We start from the raw sequence: 25,367 nt of genomic DNA, 5'->3' as shown, positions 1-25,367 counted from the left end.
TCGCGGGATTCCCCTCCGGCGCATCGGCGCGCTGCCTGTTCGGGTGGCGGACATATTGCTTGTCGGTGTCCTCATAGCGGTCGTCATGCTGATGATCGTGCCGATGCCGCCGCTGGCGCTGGACGTGCTGATCGCGACCAACATGACGATCGGCATCCTGCTGCTGCTGAGCGCGATGTACGTGTCCAAGCCGCTCGATTTCTCGACCTTCCCCACCGTGCTGCTGCTGTCGACGCTGTTCCGGCTGGCGATCAGCATCTCCACGACTCGGATGATCCTCACCGAGATGGACGGCGGCGACATCGTCCAGCAGTTCGGCGAGATGGTCGCGGGCGGCAATCTGGTGGTCGGCCTGGTAGTATTCCTGATCATCACCGTCGTGCAGTTCATCGTCATCTCGAAAGGCGCCGAGCGAGTCGCGGAGGTGGCGGCGCGGTTCAGCCTCGATGCGATGCCCGGCAAGCAGCTCTCGATCGACAGCGACCTGCGCTCGGGCATCCTCACCAAGGACGAGGCGCGCGAGAAGCGGCGCACGCTCGAGCTCGAGAGCAAGCTCCACGGAAGCCTCGACGGCGCGATGAAGTTCGTGAAGGGCGACGCGATCGCCTCGATCGTGATCGTGCTGGTCAATCTGATCGGCGGACTCGCGGTCGGCATGCTCTACCACGACATGTCCGCTTCGGATGCCGCGACCACCTTCTCGATCCTGACGATCGGCGACGGGCTGGTGGCGCAGGTGCCGGCGCTCTTCTCGGCGATGGCGGCAGGCCTGCTCGTCACGCGGACCACCGACGAGGAGCATGACCGCGACCTCGGCCCGGCGATCGCGCGCCAGATCTCGGGCAAGCCGCATGTGCTGATGATCGCGGGCGGGCTGGCGATCCTGCTCGGCCTCGTCCCGGGCTTCCCGACGCTCGTCTTCTTCGCGCTCGCCGCGGCACTGCTCGCGGGCGGCATTGGAAGTCACCCGACCTCGGGCGCCTGGGTGCGGGGCAAGCTGGGCCTCGCGCCGACAGGCGGCGCCGCGATGCTTGCCGGAGAAACCGTGATCGAAGCGCGCGCGCTCCCCGCGCTCGATGCACTGCGGCTCACCGTGGGCATGCCCGCCGACCGGCCCGAATTCCGCGCGCTGGCGGAGCTGGTCCGCGCCAAGGTCGCGACGCTTCAGGAGCGCAGCGGCATTCCGATTCCCGATCTTCGCATCGTCTCCCAGGGCGGGCACGAGGGCAGCTGGGCGCTTTCGGCGCACGACGCTCCGCTCGGCGCAGGCGTGGTCGAGAGCGGCGACCCGGCGACCACGATCGGCGAGCGCGTCGAGCAGTTGCTGGCGCGCAACCTGGTGCTGTTCCTGGGTCTGCAGGAAGTGACCGACCAGCTCAATCGGCTGGGCGAGAGCCATCCCGAGGTCGTCAAGGAAGCCGTGCGCGCGGTGCCCACCGGCCGGATCGGCGAAGTGCTCCGCCTGCTCGCCGAGGAGCGCGTGCCGCTGCGCAACTTCCGCGACGCGATCGAGGCGGTCGGCGAGGTCGGCCAGTACGAGCGCGAAGCAGTCGCGATGGCCGAGCGCGTGCGTATCGCGATGCGCCGCCACCTGATCGCGCCGCTGTGCGACGAAGGGCGGCTGCGCGTGCTGATCGTCGGCGCCGCGCTGGAGGACATCATCCGCCAGACGCTCACCCCGGTCGACGGGCAGATGCGGCTCGCGATCAACCCGCACCAGATGCGCGCATTGAACGCACTGCTCGCCGAGCAAGTCGCCGCTTCGGGAGCGCGGGCGGTGCTCACCGCGCAGGACCTGCGCCGGCCGCTGCGCCTGCTGATCGCGGGCGATCTGTTCGACGTGCCGGTGATCTCCTTCAACGAACTGAACCCAGCGGTGCCGCTGGACATCGTGGGCGAGCTCAATTCCGTCCCCGAGAGCCTGGCGAACCAGATGCAGGACGAGCTTGCCTTATGACGATTCGGCCGTGGCGTAGCTGGATGATTCTCGCATGCGCGGCGCTGGCGACAGCCTCGGCATCCGCGGAGGCGCCCCCGCTGCCCGACAAGACGATCACGCTCACTGCGCGTAACCAGCGCGTCGACGCCGCGGTCACCGATCTGTTCGGCCAGGCGGGGCTCAAGGTGAAGGTCAGCTCGGCAGTGACGGGCAAGATCAACGGCGTCTTCGTCGGCAGCCCCAAGAAGATCTGGGACCAGCTCTCGCGCGCCTTCAATCTGGTCGCATACTACGACGGCGCCGTCGTCCGGGTCTATTCGAGCAGCGAGATCCAGTCGCGCAGCTTCAACGCCGCCGATCCCGCAGCGGTGGTGCGCGACGCGCGCAAGATGCGGATTGTCGATGGCGCCAATACCGTTGCCGCGGCCTCCAACGCCGTGAGCGCCACGGGCGTGCCGGCCTTCCTCGACCGAGTCGCGCAGCTCGCCGGGACGACGCAGGCCAGCGCGGCGATCATCCAGGCGTCGACCACTCCATCCGACGCGGCAGTGATCTCCCCGCTGCTCGGCCCGGCGCCGTTGGGAACGGTGAGCAGCGCGCCGCTACGCTCGCGCGTGCTGAGCAGCGCCACGACGCGTTCCCCCTATGAGGTGCGGATCTTCTATCTGCGCTATGCGCGCGCCGACGACACGATCCAGAAGAGCTTCGACCGGACGATCACCATTCCGGGCGTGGGAACGATCCTGCGCGGGATGATGGGCGACGGGCGTCCTTCCGAAACGGTATCGACCAGCGGCAATTTCGACATCCAGCGCCAGTCGCTGCCGCGGCTCGGCGGGCGCGGGCTCAACGCGGTCCCGCCCGACGAGGACCAGCGCAGCTTCGACCAGCAGGGCACGCCCGGGCTCGACACGGTGGTGGTCAAGGAAGCCCCCGTGCGCGACATCAACGGTCCGCGCGTCGAAGTCGATCCTGCCAACAACGCCGTGCTAATCCGCGACCGCCCCGAATCGATGGGCGTCTACGAGGACATCGTCCGCGCGCTCGACGTCGAGCCGCGCGGCGTGGAGATCGAGGCGACGATCCTCGAGCTCGATACCAGCCGGCTGAAGGAACTGGGGCTCGACTTCGGGCTGCGCGTTGGCGGGTTCGCGGCGCTATTCGGCGGCAAGGAGACCAACCCGGCCGAGAATTTCTCGAGCGGGAACGTTGCCGCGGCCTATCTCACCGGATCGCTCGACATCTTCGCCGCGCGCATCACTGCGCTGGAGAAAAGCGGGGCGCTCCACGTCGTCTCGCGGCCGCGGCTGAGCACGCTCAACAACATCCCGGCGGTCTTCAACAACCAGGTTCAATATTACGTCCGCGTCGCGGGCGACCGCCAGGTCGACCTGTTCCCGGTGACCGCGGGAATGGTGATGCGCGTCAATCCGTCGATCCTCTACGACGGCGGCGAGCTGCGCACGCGCATGTCGATCGAGATCCTCGACGGATCGCCCACCGGAATGGTCGTCGACGGCATCCCGGCGGTGAAACAGTCGAGCATCAACACCAGCGCGGTGGTGCGGCAGGGCGAGAGCCTGCTGATCGGCGGCATGACGATCGACACCCAATATGATTTCAAGTCGAAGACCCCGGGCCTCGGCGACATCCCGCTGCTCGGCCAGGCGTTCCGCAAGCGCAAGAAGGGCGGGCAGCACCTCGAGCGGATCTTTCTGATCACGCCGCGGATCCTGTCACAGCGCTCGCAGGTGGCGCAGCAGCCGACCTCGACGACGCCGATCCCGCTCGAACAGCTTCAGGCGATCGCCGAAAAGGGCAGCAAGTCGCGGCGGAGGAAACGGTGAACGCGCCCTTCCTCTCGGTCGCAGTCGGCACGCCCGTCCTGCGCGTGCTCAGCGGGCGGCTGCGCGGCGCCGAGCACCGCCTGCACCCGGGAAAGTTCGTGCGGATCGGGCATGGCTTCGACCATGACATCGTCCTGCGCGACCCCACCACCCGCGGCCTCTCGATCGAGCTCCATCTGGGCGAGGAAATGGCCAATGTGCGGGTCGTCGCCGGGCAGATCGGCCTGCTCGGGCGACCGGTAGCCGCCGGCGAGCAGGTGGCGCTCCCCGCCTATGTCCCGATGATGCTGGGCGGCTTCGCCGTCGCTGTCGGCGATCCCGCGTCCGAACGCTGGGACGAATCAACGCGTCTCTCGTCGATGATCGCGCCTACGGGCGAGGCGCACGAGGTCGCACCGCCTCAGCGCGCGGCGCTCGGCGAGCGCGTCGCCACCCGGCTCTATCCGATGCGCGGCGCGCTCGCGCTCGATCGCCAATGGCCGTTGTACGCTGCGCTGGCCGCGGTGCTCCTGCTGTTCGCCGCGCTCGCCGCGCCGGCGGCGAAATGGGTGTCGCACCAGCTGCACGACGAGGCGGCCGATCAGGCGATGCTCGCCGCGGCCGGGTTCGGCGATCTCACCATCACCGATGGCCCGGCCGGTCCGGTGATCCGGGGCATCGTGAAGGACGATGCCGCGCTCGCGCGACTGCGGCTGGTAGTGGCGCAGCGGATGGGCACGGCGACGCTCGACGTCGATACGATGGAGGCGCTGGCCGCCGCGGCCACCGATCTGCTGCGCGCACAGGGGATCGACGGCGAGGCTGTCCCGCGCCGCGGCAACGCGCTGCTCGTCACTGCCGAGTTCCTGCCGGCCGATCGCCAGGCCGAGCTCGTGCGGCTGATCAAGGAGGACGTGCCCGGCGTGTCGCGCGTCCATTTCGCGGCCGATCCGGCACGCGGCGACCGCGACCTTCAATATTTCTTCTCGGGCTCCGAATATGGCCTCGCCACCTTCGTGGACGGCAACCCGGGTTACATCACCACTGCCGACGGGACGCGCTGGTTCGCCGGTGCGCAGGTGCCCACCGGGCACCGCATCGTCACGATCGGCAACGGCCGCGCCAGCTTCGAGCGGAACGGCCAGATCGAGGAACTCGTCCTGGGGCCGCAGACGCCGCCCGCCCCGGGCCAGCCAGTCGCAAATGGCGGCGCAGCAAGCGGAGGCACGGAATCATGACCAACCCGATCAACAGCGCGTCGCTGGGGACGCTGATCTCGCTCGGCAACATGGGCACTACCGACGCCCGCAGCGGGCGCGGCAACTGGTTCGAGGCGTTCGGCGAAGCCTGGGGCAAGGCGCTCGACACCCAGGCCGATGCGATCACTGCCCAGGCCGATGTCGTCAGCCAAGGCGGCGACAAGCCGTCGGACATCACCCAGCTCACCACCGAATCGATGCGGATGAGCTTCATGGCGAACAGCTCGCACACGTCGATCGACAGCGTCTCCAAGGCGCTCGAGACCATGGCGCGGAAGAACTGATCATGAGCATCGAAGCCATTGGTGCGCTCGTCGCGTCGGTCGCTGGCCCGGCCGGGTCGGCGCCGGCGGGCGGGCGCGCGTTCGATCTGCTGCCGCCCGGTGGCGGCGGTGGCCTCAGCCCGCAGGTCGAGGGCCGCTTCCAGGCCGCGCTCGAACGCGCAGGCGGCATCGAAGCGACGGTTCCGGCAGGGCCGATCCCGCCGGCGCTCAAGGGCATGTTCAACGCGCTCGACCAGGTGAACGTCCAGGCGCGTTCGGTGTCGCGTTATGCCCAGGCAGCGGAGGCGAGCGGCGGGCAGCTGACTCCCGGCGAGATCGTGCAGCTCACGATGAAATGCTCGGAGTTCATGTTCCAGGCGCAGCTCACCTCCAACATCGCCAACCGCAGCTCGGACGGCGTCCAGCAGCTGTTCAAGCAGCAATGATGGCGGCCGCTCCGCTCCGGCGCTGGCAGGGGTGGCTCGGCGCCCTCCTGCTGCTGCTCGCCGCGTTCAGCCTCGCGGGCTGCGGCAAGCAGGAAGTCTATGGCAAGCTGACCGAGACCAGCGCCAACGAGATGATCGCGGCGCTGCACCAGGCGGGCATCGAGGCAAGCAAGGTCGCAGGCGAGAAGGAGACGTGGAGCGTCGCGGTGGCGCAGAGCGATTTCGCCCGCGCGGTCGAGACGCTGCGCGCGCACGGGCTGCCGCACGAGAATTACGATTCGCTCGGATCGGTGTTCAAGAAGGAAGGCTTCACTTCGACTCCGCTCGAAGAGCGCGCGCGGCTGATCTACGGCCTGTCGCAGGAGCTCAGCCGGACGATCAGCGACATCGACGGCGTGGTGCAGGCGCGCGTGCACCTGACCATGCCCGAGGCCGATCCGCTCTCGCGTGAGGCGAAGCCGTCGGCGGCATCGGTGTTCGTCAAATACCGCACTGGATTCGACCTCCGCAGCCAGACCGGCGCGATCAAGGCGCTCGTCACCAATGCGATCGACGGGCTCACCTATGATCGAGTCTCGGTGGTGATGGTGCCTGCGCAGACGCTGCCGATGCTGCCGCAGGAGCAGGGCATGGTCTCGGTCACCACGCTCGTCCGGGCGCTGGCGGCGCTCGCCGCGCTGGTCGTGCTCGGCTTCGCCGGCCGCGCGCTGCTGCGGATGCGGCGGGTGAAGGGCGGCGTGCCGGATACGGTGCGACCGTGAGAGGAGAGGCGCTGCGGATGCGTTACGCCACGCTGGTGCAGCTCGCACCGGACGGGCGGGGAATGCGTTTCGCGCGGCGGCTCTCTGGCGAAGCCGCGCCGCGTTTTGCGGACCTTGCCAAGCTGCCCGGCTGGCTTTCGGCCGCACCCGAGGATCGCCGGCGCCTCGCCGCGCTCGCCGCGCTGCTGCGGCACCGGGCGGCGATCGATGCAGAGCTCTCGGGGCCCCGGCTCGCGATGATCGCAGAGGCAGTGGGCGAGGACCTGCTCGACGCGGCCTGCGAAGGGGAGCCGCCCGCCGAACTGCCCGAAGCCGCGCCGCTCCCTCCGCCCGAACGGCTGCTGCCCGAAGGCGAGGCGTTGCTGGAGGCGGCGCTGCCCGTCTGTCTCGCGGCATGCTTTCCGGGCGCGCGCGACGACGCCGCGGCGCGCGCGTTGGTCGCACGGGCGAGCGGGCTCGCGGAGGCGCTCGCATGACCTTCCACCTCGTACACGCCGATGGCGCCACGCTGCTGGCGAGCGATACCGCGGTGATCAAGCGCGATCAGCGCGTCGACTTCGTCGATGCGGCGGCGCTGCTTCAGGCCGCATCGGCAATCCGCGACCAGGCTTCGGCGGCTGCCGAGGCGGCGCGGATCGAAGCGCGTGCCGAAGGGCTGGCCGAGGCGCGCGCCACCGTGGAAGCGGCGCTCGCCGAGCAGATCGCCGGTTTTGCCGAGGCGATCGAGCAGCACGAAGCGGCGCGGCGGGCGGACATCGCCGCCGCTGCGCTGGCTGCGGTCCGCGCGATCGTCGGCACTCTAGACGACGAGGCGCTGGTCACCGGCATCGTCGAGCGGACGCTCGCCCGGTTGCCTGTCGAAGGACCGATCATCGTCCAGCTTGCCCCGTCAATGGCAGACGGGCTCGCGGTCCGTCTGGCAGATCGTTCGCACGTAACGGTCGTCGCGGATCCTGCGCTCGGGTCCACCGACTGCGTGCTGCGCACCAGCGCCGGCCAGGTGATCGCCAGCCTTTCGGTGCAGCTCGATGCGCTGGCCAAGCGCTGGGGAGTCGCGGCGTGACTCGGCCCGCCGACACGCTCGCGCTGGTGCGTGCGCTCGAAGCGGCGCCGATGTTCGAGCAGCACGGCCGGATCACCGGCGCGCTGGGCACCACGCTGCGCGTCACCGGGGTGCGCGCACGGATCGGGGAGAGCTGCGAGATCGTCGATGCGGAGACCGGCTATTCGCTGTGGGCCGAAGTGATCGGGCTGGCGGACGGTGGCGCGATCCTGACGCCGCTGGGCGATCTGCGCGGGCTTTCGCTCGACAGCGACGTGATCCTGCGCAGCGGCGAGGACCGCGTGCCGCACGGCGCCGACATGTTCGGCCGCGTGCTCGACGCGCGGCTCCAGCCGCTCGACGGGCTCGGCCCGGTGCGGCGCGGAGCCGATCGGCCGATCCATGGCGTCGCCCCCAATCCGATGGACCGCCGCCCGGTCGATCAGGCGATGGAGACCGGCATCCGCGCGATCGACGGGCTGCTGACGATCGGGATCGGCCAGCGCGTCGGCATCTTCGCGAGCGCGGGCGTCGGCAAGTCGACGCTGCTCGCCAATCTCGCGCGCCAGGCACGCTGCGACGCGATTGTGATCGCGATGATCGGCGAGCGCGGGCGCGAAGTGCGCGAGTTCATCGAGGAGACGCTGGGCGAGGAAGGGCTCGCGCGGTCGGTGGTGGTGGTTGCGACGTCCGATCGGCCGGCCATGGAGCGCGTGCGTGCCGCGCATGTCGCCACCGCGATCGCCGAGGGGCTTCGCGACGAAGGCCGGCACGTGCTGCTGCTGATGGACAGCGTGACGCGCTTTGCCCGTGCGCTGCGCGAGATCGGGCTGGCGGCGGGCGAGCCGGCGGTGCGCCGCGGCTTCCCGCCTTCGGTCTTCGCCGAGCTGCCGCGGCTGTTCGAGCGCGCGGGCGCGTCCGCGCAAGGTGCGATCACCGGGCTCTACACGGTGCTGCTCGAGGATGAGGAAGGCGATCCGATCGGCGAGGAGGTGCGCTCGCTGCTCGACGGGCACATCGTGCTTTCGCGCAAGCTCGCCGCGCGCGGCCATTATCCGGCGATCGACGTGCTTGCCAGCCTTTCGCGCCTCTATCCGCGGCTCGCCAGCACCGGGCAGCAGCGCGCCGCGGCAGGGTTGCGCGCGATGCTCGCCAAGCTCGACGAGATCGAGTTGCTCGTCCAGATGGGCGAATATGCTCCCGGGCGCGACGCGCTCGCCGATCGCGCGCTGGGCGAGCGTGCCGCGATCGACGCCTTCCTCCGCCAGACCCGCGACGACCAGGCCGCGCTGGCGCACACCATCGTCCGGCTGCGCACGTTCGAGGAGATCGACCATGGCCGCTGACCGTCACGGCGCGACGCTCGCGCGCGTCGCCGAGATACGCGGACGGCGCCTGACGCGCGCTGCCGTCGATGCGCGAACTACGGCCGAGCAGGCGGCAGCCGCGGCCGAGCGCGCAGCCGCGGAGCGGGCCGCGGCAGCCGCGGTGCGCAGCGAGGCACGCGCGGCCTTCACCGCCAGCCCGGCGTGCATCCAGGCGCGGGTGTGGTTGGACCGCACGATCGAGCGCGAAGCCGGCGCGATCGCCGAGCTTGCGGATCGGCACGCGCGCGCGGACCTGGCACAGGACGCGCATGGCGTCGCGGTACGCGCGCTCGCGCGGCACGAGGTTCGCAGCGAGACGATTGCCGGCCACCGCCAGACGCTCCGCCGCGCCGACCAGCGCCGGGCCGAGGATCGCGCCGAAGCCGATGCTCCGATGACGCTGCGCCCGAGGATCGCATGAACGACGCGCCGCCCCCGCGCCTGACGCCCAAGTCGATGCCGCGCATCGCGCACACGCGCCGCGAGCCCGCCGAGGCGCCGCCGAATCACCGCCGCGCCTTCGCCGACGCGCTCGCCCGCCACGGCGGCAAGCCGCGTGGCAAGAACCCGTTCGACGAGGCACCCGCGGCTCTTTCCGCGATGGCCACCGCGCGCGAGTTCGCCGCCTTGGCGATGGCCGAAGCGCGGCCGCTTGCAGGAGACGTAGACCTGGCATTCCACGCGAATCTCGATCGGATCGCTGCGGCGATCGCCGAATTCGCCGCGAACGGCGCCGAGCCGGAGGTGCATCTCGCGCTTCCGGCCGGTTCGAAAGTCGAGGGCGCAGTGCTCGGGCGCGATCTCGCGGGCCAGATCAACGTGCTGCTGATCCCGACGACCGCCGTTCCCCCTGCAATCGCCGCGCAATGGACCGAGCAGCTTCAGGAACGGCTGGTGCGGCGCGAGTTGCGGATAGGAAAGCTGGCGGTTCAGTCAGCGACGCGGCGCGCGACTGCACCCGCGTAGAGCGCCAGTGCGCGGTGCACTTCGCTGCCCGAGCCGCGCTCGCCGGGGCGATCGACGATGTTGCGTCCGATCGTGAGCATCAGCGAGTCGATCTGGTTGTAAGTGACGAAGCTCGAGATCGCGTGCGAGATCTCCCGCAGGCTCAGTGTGCGCTTGCCCGGACCATATTGGCGTCCCGGCGCGGTCTGATCGAGGATCGCCTGGGTGATGGCGTCGCCATATTCGTCGCTCCAGCTCCCGGTGAGATCGGTGACGATCGTCAGCCCGTCGCGCGTCGCTGCATCGATCGCCTCTCCGTCGAGGCTCTGCGCTACCGCCAGGTCGCCCAGCACGGTCTCGGCGATTCCGGTGATCACCATCGCGCGATCGTCGCGCGTGACCGTTAGCTTGTCGAGCCGGAACAGGTCGGCGATGGCCGCGTCGGCGACGGTCTCCATCGTGATCTTCGTTCCGTTGCCCAGTTCGACGCTGGTGGTGCCCCAGAAACGCGCCGCATCGGCGCCGTCGAGCGACAGCTGGGCGGCGCCCCACACCAGCATCGTCTCGCCCGTCTCGGCATTGGCGACGAACACCGCCGATTGGGCTTCGTCGATCGAGAGCGAGTAACCGTCGCCCAGATCGAACACTAGGCCGCCGATCGCGATCGCCTTCACTTCGAAGGCAGGTTCGCCCGAGATCGCGGGAAGCCCCTCGGCCGGCGCGACGAAGATCGCGACATCGGCGGTCATGGGAAGCTGGGCCGCGCTGTCGGCGGGGGCGGCGAGCGGGTCGACGAGCACGACTTCGGCCAGCAGCACCGGCGGCGGAGCGCCGGCGAGCGAAGCAGATATGGTGTCGACCGCCGCGGACGCGACGGGGGCGGTCACTCGGGGATGCTCTCGCGCAGGCGGAACGTGCCCGCCTGGATCGCCGCGAACGCATAATCGGCGTCGGTCGAACCGGGACGCCCGTCGTCGTCGACTAGGTTGAAATGGAGCCCCGCGACCATGCCGAGCACGCTGCTCCGCGGCTTGGCAGCGAGGAGCGCGGCGGCCTCGCTCGTGAACTCGTGGAGAGCGCGCGAGAGGCGCCCGGCGTCGGCCGGCGTGCCGCCCAAAGCAGCGGCCATTTCGCTGGCGAGCTGCTCGACACCGTAGAAATCGCCGGCCGGGCTGCCTGAACGGCCACCCCGCCCCCCGCGATCGATCAATCCCAGCTCGCGGGTGAGCGTGGTCGCGACGCGGTTGGTCAGCGTGGTCATCGCCGCAGCTGCCTGCGCGCCGGGCGTTGCGACGCCGCCAGCGGCGCCGAGCGAGGCGCCGTGTACGCGGCCGGTACCGATGGGCTGGATCATCTCGGTGACTCGTCGGACGGGTGGAACATGCTGTCGTAGATAGCGCGCCGCGCGGCTTCGCGCGCTCAACGAATCGCTTAGGCAATGCTACGGAGCACGCGAAGCGCGGGAGCAGCCCAAATGATCGTCACCCTGGTCGCGAGCGTTGCAGGCGGTGCCGTCCAGGTCGAGGCCGCGGATCGGGCCGCGATCCTCGATACAGCGCGCGAACCGGTGGCGAAGCGTCTCGGCAAACGGGTGAAACTCAAGGCCCGCACGCTGGCGCGCGAGGGCGACTGGGCTTTCCTGGTCGCCGCCATGGAAGATGCCGGCGGCCGGCCGATCAGCTATGCCGGCACGCCGCTCGCCTCGGCCGAGGCGGAAGGCGCGGTGTCGAAGGATTTCGTGGCGCTGCTCCGCCTTTCGGGCGGACAGTGGCGCATCGTCGATCAGGCGCTGGGGCCGACCGACGTCGCCTGGGCGGACTGGCCCGTGAAGCACGGGGCACCGCAGTCGATCTTTCCGTGACGCTGAGGATCAGTAGGTCCCGTGCTCGTTGCCGCGGGTCCAATATTGGAAGCTGCGATCGAGCGTGCGCGTGGAGAAAACGACGTTGCCGCGGTTGAGCTCGTGCCCCATCGCCGCCGCGCCGTCGAGCGTGCCCGACCACCAGCCTGATCCGCGCTTGCCGACGAACACGATCTGCTTGCCGCTGCGCCCGCGCGCGGTCATCCGCGTGCTGCCCTGCTCCACCGTGAAGGCGATTTCGCACGGCTCGGGCGGCGCGGTGTCGAACACGCAGGTCGCACTCTCCGCGGCAAGCGCCACGGCCAGCAGCAGAGCGCTCACCGCTGGAAAATCGTGTTCGCCAGCCGGGCGCGATGCGCCGAATCCCCAACGATGTCCGCCGGCCGCTCGTAATAGCGGCACACGATCGCCGCGGCGTCGCCCGCATTGGTCGCCTGGCGCAGGCGATTGCCGGCGCTGCGTTCGGAGGTGGTGAGCTCGTGCTGGATGAAGCGGAGCTGCTCCTCGAAGGTCGAGCTGCGGATGTCGTGTCCGGCCCAGGCGGCGAAATCCGCCTGGCGCGGTCCCTCCCATTGGGCGAGGCCATAGCCGGGGCCGCCGCCGTGCTGGCGGATGCCGGCGTCCATGCCGCTTTCGGCATCGAGGTTGGCGACGATTCCCGCCGCCTGCGCGCGCGTCCAGCCCTGACCCTCGAAGAAAGCCATGGCCTGGTCGATACGCCCTTCGCGCGTGCCGGCGGGGGCGCCGACACGCCCGGTGTCGTTCGCCGCAGTGGGCTGGCTCGCCTGCTCGCGCACGCTGGCCGGGGCGCGCAGAATCGTGCCGCCGTTGGACAGCGCCCAGGAGAGGCTGCCGTAGGTCACCTTCTGGCTGCCGTCCGGGTTGCGGTTGTTCGATCCGATCGTCTGGCCGTTGCCGGCATAGAGCACGGTATGCGAGACGCCCCCGCCCTGGATGATCACCACATCGCCGGGCTTGGCCTCCGCCGCGCTCACCTGGGTCCAGCCGCGCGAACGCAGCGTGCTGTTGAGCTGGGCGACCGAATCGGTGTGGAGGTTGCCAGGAAGCTGGCCCGATTCGGTGAGCACCGCCGAAACGAAATTGGCGCAGCACACGTTCGCCGGAACATTGGGGTTCATCGGCAGATTGTCGCTGCGGTCGCCGCGCAGCTCGGCGGCGTTGCGCCCGAGATACTGGCGCGCGACGTCCGCGGGGTTGCGGCCGCTGCCGGTGCCCCCCGGCGCGGTTCCATCGACGCCGCCCGTGGAATTGGTCCTGCCCCCGGCGCCGCCGTCGAGGCGGATCGTCTGGCCCGGGAAAATCAGGTGCGGGTTGGCGAGGCCGTTGTCGAGCGCAAGGGTGCGCCAGTCGAGCCCGTAGCGCGCAGCAATTTCAGAGAGCGTGTCGCCCGGGCGAACGGTGTAGTTCGCACCCGCGGTGCCGCCGATCCTGGTTGCCTGGCTTCCGCTGACCGGCTGCGTGCGGGCGGCCGTAATCGATTCGACCATTTTCGCCTCCATCGATTGTCGCACCATGGCTCTCACGGAGGCGCCGCAATGTCTCTCAACGATTCGTTTAGAGCAGGGCTCGGTTCGTCGTGCGACGAACGGCAACCCAATCCGAGGAAGACAGCGCAATGATCCTTGCAACGCTCCTGCTCGCCCAGGCCGCTCCGCTGACGCCCCCGGCCGAGCCGATCGGCTGCGCAGCGGCGGCCGGCGCCGTCGACGGGACGGGCGCCGCGCTCCCGGAGGCAGTCGACGGCAGCAAGCTCGATTCGGTCAAGGACCTCACCCGGCTGCGCAAGCGTGCCCGGGATGGCCGCGTGATCCTGGTGGAAGGCGGCGACTTCAGCAATTGGGACTTCCGCAAGGCCAGGCTCTCAGCGATCTGCTTCAGCGGCAGCAAGTTGGCGGCGAGCAAATGGAGCGGAGTCTCCGCGCCGGGCATGGGCTTCATCGGCGCCGATCTCACCGGCGCGCAGCTCGCCGATGCCAGGCTTCCCGGCGTGCTGCTGCGGACCACGACAATGACCGGCGCGAACGCGAGCGACGCCGACCTGAGCGGCGGGCAGCTCGACGGCGGCTGGAGCGCGAGCCTCGCGGGGCTCCGGCTCGATGGGGCGAAGCTCGCCGGCTTCCGCTTCCGCTGCGGCGTCACCGAAGCCGACGGCTGCGCGTTCGACCGCAAGGGGATCACGGCGCGGAACGCCGACTTCTCCAACGCCGTCTTCGACGGCTTCGCCTTCTGGGAAGCGAACCTGGAAGGGGTCAGGCTCAACGGCGCCGAGGTGCGGCTCGACAATACGCCTTTGCTGCAGGCCGCGGCAGGAGCCGAATCGATCGTCTTGCGCGATGGCGATCGCCGGATCGAAGTGCCCGGGCGCGTGGCGGCGGCGCTCGGTCGCGCGTTCGCGCCGCCGCCGGACGATGGCTCGCAGACGGTGCAGGCCGTGCCGCAATCGAAGCGCGCGGCTGGCGGCAAGCAGTTGTTCGTCAGCGATCGGCTGCCGGCACTGCAGGGAGGAACCGAGGATCCGGCGTGGCCCGAGGCGGTGCGTGCGCTCGTCGCCCTGGCGCCCTCATACCTTCTGGTCGGGATCGAGAAGGACGGGCGGGCGATGGTGCGGGGAGTCGCTTGGGATGCGGGCGGCGGCCGCTGCTGGATCGACGCGGGGCCGCTCGCGCCGGGAGCGGAAGGCAGCTTCGGCGTCGCGCCGCCTTCGAAGGGGCGCCGCCGATCGAGGCCGAAGACCGCCGCGATCGTCGTGCGCGCGGATCAGGCGATGATCGCGCCCGATCAGGCCGCTGCCGAAGAGGCAGTCAAGGTCGTGCGCTGCAAGGGCAATGCGAGCTTCGGAACGATGAAGCGTGTGCCGGTGGACGAGGGGACTTTCGAGGCGCTGTGGTCGGCAGTCGCCGCGCGGGCGAGCTGAGCAGCGTCAGTCGGGTGCGCGTTCCCCGCGCATCGCCTCGAGCACGGCGGGCGAGGCGGTCATGCCCGCCTTGGCCATCGCCGCGGTAGGCCAGCTGCCGGCGGCGACCATGCGCTTCACGGTTGCGCGATCGGGCGGCGGCCAGGGAAGTCCGCTCGCCTTCGCGCGCTCGGCCAGCCGCGCGCGCGCGGCCTTCATCTCCGCCGAGGCGAAGACCACCGGCTCACCGAGCAGCTCGTGGACGGCCATGCTCCCGTCGGTCGCCACGCTCCACAGTGTCCCGCCCTTTTCGGCCAGCAGCTCGGCGATGTCGGCCTGCTCGGCGTCGAGCGCGAGCCGCACGCGATCGATTCCGAACTTGTCCTGCCAGCGTGGATCGGCGCCGTGGCGCAGCAAGGTCATCACTGCGCCGATGTGCGAGAAGGCGATCGCCGAGCGCATCGCGTCCTCGCCGCCGGCCTTTTGCGGATCGGGCGACGCGCCCGCGCGCAGCAGCAGCTCGGCGATCTCGGGCGTGTCGGCGAGCACCGCCAGCGACAGCGCATTGCCGCGCTTCACGCCATCGGCCGGCATCCCCGCCTGGAGCAGCATCGTGACTGCATCCGCGTCGCAGCGCGAGACCGCGAGCGTCAGCAGATCGCCATATTGGCCAGCCGGCGGCTGGGGCATGCGCGGATCGTGCGCGACCACCGTGTCGATCAGTCGCGGATCGCGCGCGAGCATCGCCCGTGCGTCCTCTGCGCGCCCGTCGAGCACTGCCTCGGCAAGCGCGCGGCCCGATGCGCCGTTGGTGACGTTCGCCAGCACCCGGTTACGATCCGGAAGCACGACCGACGGGCGTTTGGTGAAGCAGCGCGGCTCGGCTTTAGTGTCTGCGGCCATGCATCCCCCGGTCGGTCCGATCGCCAGCATCGCTGCGATGCCGATGAGCAGGCGGCGTGTCACGATTCAGGGCTGTACCCAGCGGGTGCCGGGCGCGTCAATTGACCGGCAGGCTGCTCAGCACCCAGTCCATGCCGTGGCGGGCGACCGGATTGTCCTGATACCAGCTCTGCCCCTGCGGGCGCACGGCGTCGAGCGGGATACGGTCGCCGTAAGCTTCGGGCGCATCGGCGAGCAGGCCGCCCAGCGGACCGCCGAAGATCGCGCCGAGCACGCGGTCGCCGCCGTCCTGCACTGCCGAGAGGATCTCGCCGCGGACATAGAAGGCGGCGATCTCGGGTGCGGGACTGTCCGTGTTGCCGCGGATGGCCCGGGCCCGATCGATCGTCGCATCGCTGAGCCCGGCGGCGTTGAAGGTCGCGGCGTCGCGCCCGCTCGCCAACGCCGCGGCCGATGCCAGCCCGCCGCCGAGCGAATGACCAGTGAGCGTCACATTGGCATCGGGATGGCGCCCGATTGCCTTGGCGAGCATCAGCGCCCGGGCATATTGGTCCGAAGGGAGCCCCACCGCCTGCTGCGCATTGGCCTTCCAGTCGCTCGCGTCGGTCGAGCCGCGGAAGCTCACGACATATTGCGCGCTGGCGCCTTCGCCGCTGAGATAGACGCGGGCACGGAACGCGCTCTGCGGCGACGACAGATCCTGCGGCGAGAGGCCGATGCGCGCGAGATCGGATTCGGTCGCCACGCGATAGCCTGGGGGCGGGGCAGGGATGTCGTTGTAGACGTCGTCGGCCATCAGCGCGAGTTCGCGCGGGGCGGGGGCGTCGATGCTGCCGGCGGTCAGCGGCGTGGGGGCTGCGCGCGCGATCTGCACTGGCGGCGCCGGCTGCTGCCACGCCAGCGCCTCGCGCGGCGGGATCAGGTGCGACTGGAAATCATTGTTGGCCGCCTCGCGCAGTCGCGCGGCGACGGCATTCGACGGCGCTATGCTGTGCGATCGCGAGATAAGGTCAGTGGCGGTCATCCGATCCTCACGAACGGCCCGCTGTGGGGCAGGCGGGCGCGCAATTTCGATGCCATGCGCCAGGGAGGCTGTCCCTAGACGATTCGTTTAGGCGCTCTAAGCGATCCGCTGAGTGTGGGCGCGTGCGGCATATGCGACTTCTTGCAGCAAGGAAGGCCGATTTCCGGCCCCGACCAAGCGCAAGAGGAGCAAGGGCATGACGTCGATTTCCGCGAACGCCAGTCTGATGGCCAACGGCAGCGCCTTGATGATGGCGGCAGGGATGCTGGCAGGTTCGTTCCGCCCCTTGGGGGCGGGGCCGCTCGCCTTTGCGACGCTGCCCTCCGCCTTTGCGATCCGCCTCGGCACGCTCGCGCAGGGCGCGGCGCCGAGCCAGCTCCAGCAGACCGGCGGCTTCACTGCGCAGGTCACCGGGCAGCACACCGCCAAGATCGATCTCGGCGACGGCTACCGGCTCGAGATCGACGAGCGCAACAGCGAGATGACGATCTTCAACGAGAAGACCGGCCAGCGCACCCGCGTCTGGGGCGATCCGCACGTCGACGTGAACGGCAAGCGCCAGTTCGATTTCTACGGCACGACGACGTTCGAGCTCGAGAACGGCACCAAGCTCACGATCAACACCGAACCATGGGGCAAGAATCCCAACGCCTATGTCGCCAGCCAGGTGGTGATTACCCGCGGCGACAATGCCGTGGTGATCGACGGGATCAGCCAGAACCAGCTCGGCGATCTTTCGGTGAGCGTCTCGACCGACGGCTATGCGCTCGATGCCGCCACTCGCGACGGCTTCACCGTGCACGAGGATGCCGCCGGCTGGCAGACCGAGCTCGGCCAGACCGTAACCCAGGCCGAGGCCGACATCACCAAGCCGGGCCAGCTCTACGGCCCCGGCAGCCAGGCGATGAGCCTTGCCGAAGCGGGCACGGCGATCGGCAGCTTCCTCTTCCTCGGCAGCCTGATCGGGCTGAGCTTCGATGCGGCGGTGCGCGGCCAGTCGCGCGAGTTCGAATCCGCCAATGTGCTGCGCCAGCTCCTGCTGGCCTGACGCGACGACCACTCGGATCGGGCACTCGGATCGGGAGAGAACAGATGGTTGGCGGCGTGAACGGCGTGACCGATGCGGCACGGAGCCTACCCAACAACAGCGGCCTCGGCGAAGCGCTGGTCGTCGCCAACCGCAGCGGGCGCGGAGTCGATGTCGGCGGACTCTCGCGCGACCTTGCCGATCTGTCGCTGCGCGATCCCAAGGGCGCGGCGGACGCGATCGAGGCCGCGCGCAAGGATCTGACGCCGGTCCAGCAGGGCGAGCTCGATCGGCTGCTGCCGGATGCGATCGCGTCGAGCCAGCGGGCGGCGCAGCCGGCGCCCGCCGGGCTCGCCGACGCGCAGCGCGAGCTCGCACTCGATTTGACGCAGATGGGGCTCGATGTCGCCGGGCTGTTCGATCCCACCCCGATCTCGGACGGCGCGAACGGCATCGTCTCGCTGCTGCGCGGGGACTGGCTCGGCGCCGGCATCTCGGCGGTGAGCATGATCCCGTACATCGGCGACGCAGCCAAGCTGGGCAAGCTCGGCAAATGGGGCGAAACGGTGATGAATGCCGTCGACCTTGCGCGGCGCGACAGCGGCTTTGCCCAGGCGGTGCAGCCGGCGCTCCAGAAGATTTCCGACGCTATCGGTGCCGCGCCCGACGGGATGCTGAACGCGCTACCCCAATCGGCGCGCGACACGCTTCTGGGCATGAAGCGCCAGATCGACGAGCTATCCGCGCCCGCAGCCCGAGGCGCCGACGATGTCGCGAGCGCAGGGATGCACAGCGCGCGGATCGGCAACAACCAGGTGAACTGGACCGTCGACGCTAATGGCCGGCCCACTTCCGCCTCGGCGACGCTCTCTGAGGTTCAGCCGAGCGGCACCAAGCGCAGCAACGGCGAGCTTTCCGCGCAGGACGAGGTCCGCGGCCGCGGGCTCGACGACGACGATGCCGGCCACATCATCGGCCACCGCTTCATGGGCGACCAGGGCGCGGTCAACATGTTCCCCCAGAACTTCAACTTCAATCGTTCCGCCTACAAGACGATGGAGAATGAATGGGCTGCCTGGATCGACGCCGGCGGCACCGTGAAGGTCAATGTCGCGCTGAAGGGCGGCACCGCCGATCGGCCCGCCCAGGTCGGCGTCGTCTACGAAGTGTTCAATGCCGACGGCAAACGGGTGTTCAAGAACAGCGAACTCTTCGATAATGCGGCAGGGCAGGTGTTCGATCGCGTATCGACTGCGGACATCCGCAAGCTGCTCGGCAAATGATCCTCGAGGTGATGGCGATGACCAGCGTGACCTTCGACCAGACCCGCGCCGACGCGCTGGTCCACGAAATCGGCCAGATGGTGATCGCCGACGCCAATTATGCGGGCCGCGAGTGGAGCGGGATCGCGCTCGTGATCGAAGTCGCCCAGCGCAAGCGGATGTACGGCTTCGTCTATGGAACGGACGGCGACTGGGAAGCCGAGACGCCCGACGATTTCGACGTGATCGAGCGCGCCGCCGAGCTCAACCGGGTGATGGCCGCGGGCGGCAACGGCTGGACGCGCTGCCTGATCCAGATCGCCCGGCCCGGACCGCGCATCACCATCCAGTTCGATTACGACGATACCGGCGACTGGGTGGTCACCCCCGGCAATCACGCCGAAATGGTGGAGAAGCTGCGGCCCTGACCTCGGTCCGGCTGATCCCCATCGGCCAATGGACAGAATGGTGCGTTGAATGGTTGTATCGCGGGCGCCAACCGGAGGGCCCGACATCCATGCTGCCACCTTATCGCTCCCATGCGCTTGTCCGCTCACGCGGCGCGGCGCCGCTCGCGGCACTGCTGCTCGGGGCATGCGGCGGCGGCGTGTCTTCGGACGATGTGCGCGATCCCTTGGCGCAGAATGTCGCGGAGGCAGCGTCCAAGGGCAAGTCGGCGGCGGTCGCCGCGGCGATCGATTGCAGCAACACGCCCGATTTCGTGCCGATCTACCGCGATGCGCAGGTCACCGCCTGCGTCGCGAGCGAGGATGGCAGGGGCCGGCGGCATGTCAGCGGCTCGATCGTCTACCTGACCGGTGCATCCCCGCGCGAAGTGCTCGGCTGGTCGCGCGCGCAGGCCAATGCCTCGGGGCTCCACCAACGGCTCGCGACCGACGAGACCTATTCGGCGGGCGAAGAATCGCAGCGCAGCCTGATGGTGATCGTCGAGCCGTTCGAAGGCCGCACGCGCGTGACGGTCAACTGGGGCAGCGGCGTCTGACGCGCCCTCAATCCTTCCGCAGCAGGAACACCGCATGCTCGGCGAAGAAGTTCGCCATCGCCGATCCGGTGCGGCTGTCTCCCGAGAGGAACCAGCAATCCTCGACCACGATCCCGCGGTTCCGCACGAAGGCGCGGAAATCGTCGATCGTCACATGGTGGATATTAGGGGTCGCATACCATTCGACCGGGAGCAGCCGCGTCACCGGCATGCGCCCGCCGAACAGCAGCGAGGCGCGCACCCGCCAATGCGCGAAATTGGGAAAGGAGACGAAGGCGCGCCGCCCGATCCGAAGCAACTGGTCGAGCACCCAATCGGGCCGCCGCGTCGTCTGGAGCGTCTGGCTCAGGATCGCATAGTCGAAGCTTGCGTCGGGATAGTCGGCGAGATCGGTGTCGGCGTCACCCTGGACCACCGACAGACCCTTGGCCATCGCCGCAGCGACGTCGGCGGGATCGAGCTCGAGCCCGCGCGCGTCGCAGCCGCGCTGGTCGCGCAGCGCCGCCATCAGCGCGCCGTCGCCGCAGCCGACGTCGAGCACGCGCGTGATCGGCTGGACGTTGGCGGCGATGATCGCAAGGTCGGGGCGCAGGCTCATCGGCGGTAGACCTCCGGATCCTCGCGCACCATCAGCCGCTGGGGCGCGGGATAGGGCTCCCAGCCGAGCCTGGCGTAGAGCGGCTGCATGTCGCGCGTGAACAGTGCCCAGCGCCGCAGCCCCTGGAGCTCGGGGTGCGCGTGCAATGCCTCGATCATCTGCCGCGCCACGCCGCGCCCGCGGTGCGCAGGCAGCACGAACACGTCGGCGAGATAGGCGAAGGTCGCGCGATCGGTGATCACGCGCGCGAAACCGATCTGTTCGTCCGCGCCTTCCTCGTCCTTGCCATAGGCACCCACGCACAGCGAATGGGCGATCGAGCGCTCGACAATGTGGCGCGGGATGCCCTGCGCCCAATAGGAGCCGCTCAGAAAGGCGTGGATCAGCTCGACATCCAGCTCGGCCGGATCGAACGACAGGCGATAGCTCATGCCCCTTCCCCGGCGCGCAGGAAGCCTGACATCACGCGGTCGAGCTCGGGGCTTTCGAGCAGGAAGGCGTCATGGCCGAAAGGCGATTTGAGCTCGACGAAGCTCGCCGGCGCCCCCGCGGCGTTGAGCGCATGGACGATGCTGCGCGATTCGCTGGTCGGATAGAGCCAGTCGGTATCGAAGCTCACCAGGCAGAAGCGCGTGCCGTTGCCGTGGAACGCGTTGGCCAGCACCCCGCCATGCTCCTCGGCCAGGTCGAAATAATCGAGCGCGCGGGTGATATAGAGATAGGAGTTGGCGTCGAACCGCTCGACGAAGGCGATGCCCTGGTGGCGCAGATAGCTTTCGACCTGGAAATCGGCATCGAACCCGAAGGTCTTCGCCTCCCGCGCCTGGAGCCTTCGCCCGAACTTGGCGGTGAGCCCGGCCTCGGAGAGATAAGTGATGTGCGCCGCCATCCGCGCGACGGCCAGGCCGGCGGAGGGCGGATCATTGTCGGCATAATAGTTGCCGCTGCGCCACTTCGGATCGGCCATGATCGCCTGCCGGCCGACTTCGTGGAACGCGATGTTCTGCGCCGAATGGCGCGCTGCCGAGGCGATCACGACCGCAGAGGCGACGCGCTCGGGGAAGGTCGCGGCCCAGCTCAGCGCCTGCATCCCGCCCATCGATCCGCCGATCACGGCGAACAGCCGCGCGATGCCCAGATGATCGAGCAGCATCGCCTGCGCGCGGACCATGTCGCGGATCGTGATCACCGGGAAGCTCATCGCCCAGGGCGCGCCGGTCGCCGGATTGATCGTCGCGGGCCCCGATGAGCCCAGGCAGCTGCCGAGCACGTTCGCGCAGATCACGAAATAGCGGTCGGTGTCGATCGGCTTGCCGGGCCCCACCATCCGCGTCCACCAGCCGGGCTTGCCGGTGACGGGGTGGGTCGAGGCGAGGTGCTGGTCGCCGGTCAGCGCGTGGCAGACGAGGATCGCGTTCCCCGCGTCGGGCGCAAGCGTGCCATAGGTTTCATAGGCGATATCGACGGGCGACAGCAGCGCGCCGCCGTCGAGCCTGAGCGGCCCCGGCAGCGTGACCTTGCGGGCGAGACCGAAGCGGGCATCGTCGGACATGCGGGGTGGTTAGGGGCTGTGGCGGGATCGCGCAATAATGCCTGTCCCAAGCGGAGTGGGATGTCGGGCAGCAGCCCGCCCCTGCGCAGGCTTCCTTTGCTTGGCTACACTTGCCATCCGCAGACCATTCCGCCAAGCCGCGCGACCATGAATGCACCCGTTCCCAATCGCTGGGTCATGGAGATCGCCCCCTATGTGCCGGGGCGTTCGACTACCGATTCCGGCTCCAAGGCCGTCAAGCTCTCTTCGAATGAGAATCCGTTCGGCACGCCCGAGGCTGCGCGCGCGGCGTTTGCCGCCGCCGCCTCCCAGCTCGAGCGCTATCCCGACGCCAGCGCTGCCGAGCTGCGCGCGGCGATCGGCGCGCATTACGGGCTCGATCCGGCGCGGATCATCTACGGCACCGGATCGGACGAAGTGCTCCACCTCGTCGCCGGTGCCTATGCCGGGGTCGGCGACGAAGTGATCTATGTGCGCTACGGCTTCGCAGTGTACGACATCGCCGCCCGCCGCGTCGGCGCGACTCCGGTGGTGGCGCCCGATCGCGACTATGCGACCGACGTCGATGCGATCCTGGCCTGCGTCACCGATCGGACCAAGCTGATCTTCGTCGCCAATCCCAATAATCCGACCGGTACCTATACGCCGCGCGCCGAGATCGCCCGGCTCCACGCGGCGCTGCCGCCGCACGTGCTGCTGGTGCTCGATCAGGCCTATACCGAATATCTCGATCCCGAAGATGATGACGGCGGGCTCGATCTCGCGCGGAACACGCAGAACGTGCTGGTCACGCGCACTTTCTCCAAGATCTTCGGCCTTGCCTCGGAGCGCGTCGGCTGGGGCTATGGCGCGCCCGAGATGATCGATGCGATGCACCGCATCCGCGCGCCGTTCAATTTCAGCACCGCGGCGCAGAAAGCGGCGGTGGCGGCGCTGGGCGACCATGCATTCGTCGAGCGCAGCTATCGCCACAATCGCCAGTGGCGCGGCTGGTTCGCCGATCAGATCGAAGCGATGGGCAACAAGGGGCTGCGCGCCATCCCCTCCAAGGCCAATTTCCAGCTCGTGCTGTTCGAAGGCGATGTGAGCGGCGAGCAGGCGTACAAGGCGCTGATGGATCGCGGCTATATCGTCCGCTGGCTGCCGGGGCAGGGGCTGCCGCACGGCCTGCGCATCACCATCGGCACCGAGGAGGAGATCCAGGGCGTCGCAGCGGCGATCCGCGAGATCGTGGGCGCCTGATGCTGCCGTTCGCGCGCGTCACGATCATCGGGCTCGGGCTGATCGGCTCGTCGATCGCGCGCGCCGTGAAGCAGCACATGCCCAGCGTGCGCGTCACCGGCTATGACGCGAGCCCCGAGGTCCGCGAGACCGCGGTACGGATCGATCTTTGCGACGACATTGCCGACACGGCCGGCACCGCGGCGATCGACGCCGATCTGGTGATCCTCTGCGTTCCGGTGGGCGCGATGGGAGAGGCGGCGGCGGAGCTCGCCGCCGACCTGCCCGCCGATGCGATCGTCAGCGACGTCGGCTCGTGCAAGGAGAATGTGATCGAGGCGGTGCGCGCGGCGCTCCCGAACGCAGTCTTCGTCCCTGCGCATCCGGTGGCCGGCACCGAGAACAGCGGCCCCGAGGCGGGCTTCGCCACGCTGTTCCATCACCGCTGGTGCATCCTGACCCCGCCCGGGGGCACCGATCCGCTCGCCGTCGAGCGCGTCGCCGAATTCTGGCGGCGGCTCGGCGCCGAGCTCGAGACGATGGAGCCTGCGCACCACGATCGGGTGCTGGCGGTCACCAGCCACCTGCCGCACCTCATCGCCTATACGATCGTCGGCACCGCCTCCGATCTAGAGGAAGTCACTCAGTCCGAAGTCATCAAATTCTCGGCCGGCGGCTTCCGCGATTTCACGCGCATCGCCGCTTCGGACCCGACGATGTGGCGCGACGTGTTCCTCGCCAATCGCGAGGCGGTGCTCGACATGCTCCAGCGCTTCTCGGAGGATCTGACTGCGCTCCAGCGCGCGATCCGCTGGGGCAAGGGCGACGAGCTGTTCGAGCTGTTCAGCCGCACCCGCGCCGTGCGCCGCTCGATCATCGACCAGGGCCAGGACGACGCGCGGCCTGACTTCGGCCGCTCGCACGAGTGACCGTTATTCGTTGAGCGTGTTGATCTCACGGTGGACGCGCGCTTCGATCTCGTCGCGCTTGAGGCCCGGCGGAATCGCGTCCCCGAAGCGGAAGGTGACCAGGCCCGGCCGCATCGGGCCGTGCTTGGGCCAAACCCGAGCAGTATCCAGCGCCACCGGCACCACCGGCAGCCCGACCGCGCGGTACAGGCCGGCCAACCCTGCCTGCACCCGCGGCGTTTCGCCCATTGCAGAGCGCGTGCCCTCGGGAAACAAGATGACCGAGCGTCCCTCTGCGCTCGCGGCCTTGGCTTCGCGCATCATCTGTCGCAGCGCCGTTGCCGAGCCGCTTCGGTCGATCACGATCACGCCGTAGCGGCGCGCCGCCCATCCCCATACCGGGATGCGCGCGTATTCCTGCCGCATCACCACTGCCGGCGCGTCGAGCATCCGGACGAGCTCGAACGTCTCGAAGAAGGACTGATGCTTGGCCGCATAGAGCGCCGGCGTCGTCAGGGGTTTTCCCTCGATCCGGGTGCGTATCCCCGCCAGATGCCGCGCGCACCAGGCATGATATTGGGTCCATGCCAGAACCCATCTACGGAACACGCGCTGGCCGAAGAGCGCCATCATCGGCGCCAGCAGCACGATCGGCACCGAAAGCCCGTAGAAGGCGACCGAGAACGATAGCGTACGCAGCCGGCCCATCCTCAGCCCGCCCCGGTCCATAGCGCCAGCCGGCGCACGAGATACTTGTTGTATTCGCGCAGCAGCACGCGCGAACCGGGACTGCTGCGCACCGCATCGCCGATCACTTCGACATCGCCGTCGAGCGCGTGCGACAGCTCCATCCGAGCGCGGGGCATGTGCCAGTCGGTGGTCACCAGCCGCACCGATTTATAGCCGTGCGCGCGCACCCAATGCGCAGTCTCGTCGGCGTTCGATCGCGTGTCGACTGCCTCGTGCCCCAGGTCGACGCAGCAGTCGAACAGCCGCGTGTCGCGCTGGAACTGCGCCGCCAGCTCGTGCGGCCGCACATCGGGATCGACTCCGCTCACCAGCATCCGCTTCGCGTCGCCCGCGCGCAGCACGTCGAGCCCGCGCCCGATCCGGCCGGGGCCGCCGGTGAGCACCACGATCGCATCGGTCTTGCGCGCTTCAAGAGGTTCGCCGAGCGAATGGAGGAAAAAGCCGTATCCGCCCGCCCAGCCTGCAGCGAGCAGCAGCACCATCGCACAGAGCAGGA

At 69.3% G+C, this 25,367-nt stretch carries 30 protein-coding genes; 19 read left to right on the top strand and 11 right to left on the bottom strand.

What is annotated here, in order from left to right:
- Positions 1-85 precede the first annotated feature (85 nt).
- Genes ACMGDH_RS02745 through ACMGDH_RS02695 form a run of 11 tightly spaced genes read left to right on the top strand, consistent with a single transcriptional unit; the run spans position 86 to position 9,869 of the window.
- Positions 86-1,957 (top strand): FHIPEP family type III secretion protein, encoded by a 1,872-nt coding sequence (locus tag ACMGDH_RS02745; protein WP_436826384.1) that lies wholly within the window; start codon positions 86-88, stop codon positions 1,955-1,957.
- Between the two features lie 23 nt (positions 1,958-1,980).
- Entirely contained in the window at positions 1,981-3,786 is a 1,806-nt protein-coding gene (gene sctC / locus ACMGDH_RS02740) for a type III secretion system outer membrane ring subunit SctC (protein ID WP_436826383.1), read from the top strand.
- On the top strand, positions 3,783-5,003 hold the full coding sequence (locus tag ACMGDH_RS02735; RefSeq protein WP_436826382.1) for a SctD/MshK family protein: 1,221 nt from the start codon (positions 3,783-3,785) through the stop codon (positions 5,001-5,003). The genes sctC and ACMGDH_RS02735 overlap by 4 nt, the downstream gene beginning before the upstream one ends.
- Positions 5,000-5,308 (top strand): hypothetical protein, encoded by a 309-nt coding sequence (locus ACMGDH_RS02730; protein ID WP_436826381.1) that lies wholly within the window; start codon positions 5,000-5,002, stop codon positions 5,306-5,308. Before ACMGDH_RS02735 ends, ACMGDH_RS02730 begins: the two co-directional genes overlap by 4 nt.
- A gap of 2 nt (positions 5,309-5,310) precedes the next feature.
- Complete coding sequence (locus ACMGDH_RS02725) at positions 5,311-5,733, top strand: hypothetical protein (protein WP_436826380.1); 423 nt, start codon at positions 5,311-5,313, stop codon at positions 5,731-5,733.
- On the top strand, positions 5,733-6,494 hold the full coding sequence (gene sctJ / locus ACMGDH_RS02720; protein ID WP_436826379.1) for a type III secretion system inner membrane ring lipoprotein SctJ: 762 nt from the start codon (positions 5,733-5,735) through the stop codon (positions 6,492-6,494). Before ACMGDH_RS02725 ends, sctJ begins: the two co-directional genes overlap by 1 nt.
- Positions 6,495-6,511: 17 nt before the next feature.
- Positions 6,512-6,970, top strand: coding sequence for a hypothetical protein (locus ACMGDH_RS02715; RefSeq protein ID WP_436826378.1), 459 nt, complete (start codon positions 6,512-6,514; stop codon positions 6,968-6,970).
- Positions 6,967-7,557 carry a FliH/SctL family protein gene (locus tag ACMGDH_RS02710; RefSeq protein ID WP_436826377.1) on the top strand — a complete coding sequence of 197 codons (591 nt, stop codon included), beginning with the start codon at positions 6,967-6,969 and terminating at the stop codon, positions 7,555-7,557. The genes ACMGDH_RS02715 and ACMGDH_RS02710 overlap by 4 nt, the downstream gene beginning before the upstream one ends.
- Positions 7,554-8,882, top strand: a complete 1,329-nt coding sequence (locus ACMGDH_RS02705) for a FliI/YscN family ATPase (protein WP_436826376.1) — start codon at positions 7,554-7,556, stop codon at positions 8,880-8,882. The genes ACMGDH_RS02710 and ACMGDH_RS02705 overlap by 4 nt, the downstream gene beginning before the upstream one ends.
- The gene (locus ACMGDH_RS02700; protein ID WP_436826375.1) at positions 8,872-9,324 is read left to right on the top strand and encodes a hypothetical protein; all 453 of its coding nucleotides are present in this window, start codon (positions 8,872-8,874) and stop codon (positions 9,322-9,324) included. The genes ACMGDH_RS02705 and ACMGDH_RS02700 overlap by 11 nt, the downstream gene beginning before the upstream one ends.
- On the top strand, positions 9,321-9,869 hold the full coding sequence (locus ACMGDH_RS02695) for a hypothetical protein (protein ID WP_436826374.1): 549 nt from the start codon (positions 9,321-9,323) through the stop codon (positions 9,867-9,869). The genes ACMGDH_RS02700 and ACMGDH_RS02695 overlap by 4 nt, the downstream gene beginning before the upstream one ends.
- On the opposite strand, the gene ACMGDH_RS02690 is transcribed toward ACMGDH_RS02695, so the two are convergent.
- Together ACMGDH_RS02690 and ACMGDH_RS02685 are read right to left on the bottom strand one after the other, a co-directional pair.
- Complete coding sequence (locus tag ACMGDH_RS02690) at positions 9,833-10,735, bottom strand: DUF1521 domain-containing protein (protein ID WP_436826373.1); 903 nt, start codon at positions 10,733-10,735, stop codon at positions 9,833-9,835. The two genes, ACMGDH_RS02695 and ACMGDH_RS02690, sit on opposite strands and share 37 nt — an antisense overlap.
- Positions 10,732-11,202: a hypothetical protein gene (locus tag ACMGDH_RS02685; protein ID WP_436826372.1), complete on the bottom strand. Its 471-nt coding sequence runs from the start codon at positions 11,200-11,202 to the stop codon at positions 10,732-10,734. The genes ACMGDH_RS02690 and ACMGDH_RS02685 overlap by 4 nt, the downstream gene beginning before the upstream one ends.
- Positions 11,203-11,322: 120 nt before the next feature.
- Here ACMGDH_RS02685 and ACMGDH_RS02680 point away from each other — a divergent pair, with 120 nt between their 5' ends.
- Complete coding sequence (locus tag ACMGDH_RS02680) at positions 11,323-11,709, top strand: hypothetical protein (RefSeq protein ID WP_436826371.1); 387 nt, start codon at positions 11,323-11,325, stop codon at positions 11,707-11,709.
- A 9-nt stretch (positions 11,710-11,718) separates the two neighbouring features.
- Here the strand turns inward: ACMGDH_RS02680 and ACMGDH_RS02675 are convergent, their stop codons facing one another.
- Together ACMGDH_RS02675 and ACMGDH_RS02670 are read right to left on the bottom strand one after the other, a co-directional pair.
- Entirely contained in the window at positions 11,719-12,030 is a 312-nt protein-coding gene (locus ACMGDH_RS02675; protein WP_436826370.1) for a hypothetical protein, read from the bottom strand.
- On the bottom strand, positions 12,027-13,217 hold the full coding sequence (locus ACMGDH_RS02670) for a phage tail tip lysozyme (protein ID WP_436826369.1): 1,191 nt from the start codon (positions 13,215-13,217) through the stop codon (positions 12,027-12,029). Before ACMGDH_RS02670 ends, ACMGDH_RS02675 begins: the two co-directional genes overlap by 4 nt.
- Positions 13,218-13,345: 128 nt before the next feature.
- On the opposite strand from ACMGDH_RS02670, the gene ACMGDH_RS02665 reads away from it, so the two are divergent.
- On the top strand, positions 13,346-14,644 hold the full coding sequence (locus ACMGDH_RS02665) for a pentapeptide repeat-containing protein (RefSeq protein ID WP_436826368.1): 1,299 nt from the start codon (positions 13,346-13,348) through the stop codon (positions 14,642-14,644).
- A 6-nt stretch (positions 14,645-14,650) separates the two neighbouring features.
- Here the strand turns inward: ACMGDH_RS02665 and ACMGDH_RS02660 are convergent, their stop codons facing one another.
- On the bottom strand, positions 14,651-15,589 hold the full coding sequence (locus tag ACMGDH_RS02660; RefSeq protein ID WP_436826367.1) for an ankyrin repeat domain-containing protein: 939 nt from the start codon (positions 15,587-15,589) through the stop codon (positions 14,651-14,653).
- Between the two features lie 34 nt (positions 15,590-15,623).
- Complete coding sequence (locus ACMGDH_RS02655; RefSeq protein ID WP_436826366.1) at positions 15,624-16,550, bottom strand: Tle-like phospholipase domain-containing protein; 927 nt, start codon at positions 16,548-16,550, stop codon at positions 15,624-15,626.
- A gap of 196 nt (positions 16,551-16,746) precedes the next feature.
- On the opposite strand from ACMGDH_RS02655, the gene ACMGDH_RS02650 reads away from it, so the two are divergent.
- The 4 genes from ACMGDH_RS02650 (at position 16,747) to ACMGDH_RS02635 (ending at position 19,842) form a co-directional block, all read left to right on the top strand.
- Positions 16,747-17,598 carry a DUF1521 domain-containing protein gene (locus ACMGDH_RS02650; RefSeq protein ID WP_436826365.1) on the top strand — a complete coding sequence of 284 codons (852 nt, stop codon included), beginning with the start codon at positions 16,747-16,749 and terminating at the stop codon, positions 17,596-17,598.
- Between the two features lie 44 nt (positions 17,599-17,642).
- Positions 17,643-18,860 (top strand): DNA/RNA non-specific endonuclease, encoded by a 1,218-nt coding sequence (locus ACMGDH_RS02645; RefSeq protein ID WP_436826364.1) that lies wholly within the window; start codon positions 17,643-17,645, stop codon positions 18,858-18,860.
- A complete protein-coding gene (locus tag ACMGDH_RS02640) occupies positions 18,857-19,267 on the top strand; it encodes a hypothetical protein (RefSeq protein WP_436826363.1) in 411 nt (136 codons plus the stop codon). Before ACMGDH_RS02645 ends, ACMGDH_RS02640 begins: the two co-directional genes overlap by 4 nt.
- Before the next feature lie 89 nt (positions 19,268-19,356).
- Positions 19,357-19,842: a hypothetical protein gene (locus tag ACMGDH_RS02635; protein WP_436826362.1), complete on the top strand. Its 486-nt coding sequence runs from the start codon at positions 19,357-19,359 to the stop codon at positions 19,840-19,842.
- Positions 19,843-19,849: 7 nt separating this feature from the next.
- Here ACMGDH_RS02635 and metW read toward each other — a convergent pair whose 3' ends face one another.
- From metW to metX, 3 genes are read right to left on the bottom strand one after another with little or no spacing between them, the layout of a single operon-like run.
- The gene (gene metW, locus ACMGDH_RS02630; protein WP_436826361.1) at positions 19,850-20,440 is read right to left on the bottom strand and encodes a methionine biosynthesis protein MetW; all 591 of its coding nucleotides are present in this window, start codon (positions 20,438-20,440) and stop codon (positions 19,850-19,852) included.
- On the bottom strand, positions 20,437-20,871 hold the full coding sequence (locus ACMGDH_RS02625; protein ID WP_436826360.1) for a GNAT family N-acetyltransferase: 435 nt from the start codon (positions 20,869-20,871) through the stop codon (positions 20,437-20,439). Before ACMGDH_RS02625 ends, metW begins: the two co-directional genes overlap by 4 nt.
- A complete protein-coding gene (gene metX / locus ACMGDH_RS02620; RefSeq protein ID WP_436826359.1) occupies positions 20,868-21,992 on the bottom strand; it encodes a homoserine O-acetyltransferase MetX in 1,125 nt (374 codons plus the stop codon). The genes ACMGDH_RS02625 and metX overlap by 4 nt, the downstream gene beginning before the upstream one ends.
- Positions 21,993-22,139: 147 nt before the next feature.
- Between metX and hisC the strand changes: the two genes are divergently transcribed.
- Together hisC and ACMGDH_RS02610 are read left to right on the top strand one after the other, a co-directional pair.
- Entirely contained in the window at positions 22,140-23,234 is a 1,095-nt protein-coding gene (gene hisC / locus ACMGDH_RS02615) for a histidinol-phosphate transaminase (RefSeq protein WP_436826358.1), read from the top strand.
- Positions 23,234-24,142 (top strand): prephenate/arogenate dehydrogenase family protein, encoded by a 909-nt coding sequence (locus ACMGDH_RS02610; RefSeq protein ID WP_436826357.1) that lies wholly within the window; start codon positions 23,234-23,236, stop codon positions 24,140-24,142. The genes hisC and ACMGDH_RS02610 overlap by 1 nt, the downstream gene beginning before the upstream one ends.
- Before the next feature lie 3 nt (positions 24,143-24,145).
- Here ACMGDH_RS02610 and ACMGDH_RS02605 read toward each other — a convergent pair whose 3' ends face one another.
- Together ACMGDH_RS02605 and ACMGDH_RS02600 are read right to left on the bottom strand one after the other, a co-directional pair.
- Positions 24,146-24,829 carry a lysophospholipid acyltransferase family protein gene (locus tag ACMGDH_RS02605; RefSeq protein WP_436826356.1) on the bottom strand — a complete coding sequence of 228 codons (684 nt, stop codon included), beginning with the start codon at positions 24,827-24,829 and terminating at the stop codon, positions 24,146-24,148.
- A 2-nt stretch (positions 24,830-24,831) separates the two neighbouring features.
- Positions 24,832-25,365 (bottom strand): YdcF family protein, encoded by a 534-nt coding sequence (locus ACMGDH_RS02600; protein ID WP_436827206.1) that lies wholly within the window; start codon positions 25,363-25,365, stop codon positions 24,832-24,834.
- Positions 25,366-25,367 lie beyond the last annotated feature (2 nt).

It is taken from the genome of Sphingomonas radicis (assembly GCF_051400635.1).
GTDB lineage: Bacteria > Pseudomonadota > Alphaproteobacteria > Sphingomonadales > Sphingomonadaceae > Sphingomonas.
This window is presented reverse-complemented; position numbering and strand designations above follow the sequence as displayed.